Source organism: Streptomyces pimonensis, from assembly GCF_041380215.1.
Taxonomy (GTDB): domain Bacteria; phylum Actinomycetota; class Actinomycetes; order Streptomycetales; family Streptomycetaceae; genus Streptomyces; species Streptomyces pimonensis.
In genome coordinates this window covers 1-430 of sequence record NZ_JAHWZY010000147.1, presented here as the reverse complement: position 1 = coordinate 430, position 430 = coordinate 1, and the positions used below count along the sequence as shown (strand labels likewise).

Genomic DNA, 430 nt, shown 5'->3' with positions numbered 1-430 from the left:
CCCGACCCGGTCACCCGCACGCACGGCCAGCTCCACGAACGCCGTGCCGGGCAGCAGGACCGAACCCTGAACCACGTAGTCGGCCAGCCACGGGTGCGTCTGAACCGACAGCCGACCCGTCAGCAGCACACCATCCGTGCCGCCCACCGCGACGGCCGCGCCCAGCAGCGGATGATCGGCCGCACCGAGCCCGACCGCCGTGACATCACCAGTGTGCGGCCGTACGTCGACCCAGTAGCGCCGACGCTGGAAGGCGTAGGTCGGCAGGTCCACCCGCCGCGCGCCGCTGCCCGCGAAGAACGCCTCCCAGTCCACCGTCACGCCCCGCGTGCACAACCGTGCCACCGCCGAAACCAACGCGGACTCCTCCGGGCGGTCTGCGCGCAGCACCGGCACGAACGCCGCCTCGGGGGCCGTCTCCTGGCCCAGC

At 73.5% G+C, this 430-nt stretch carries 1 protein-coding gene; it reads right to left on the bottom strand.

Annotated elements, in window-relative coordinates; translation table 11 throughout:
* Positions 1 to 430: polyketide synthase dehydratase domain-containing protein (locus KYY02_RS33755; RefSeq protein WP_503167885.1), on the bottom strand; the 430-nt coding region annotated here is incomplete at both ends.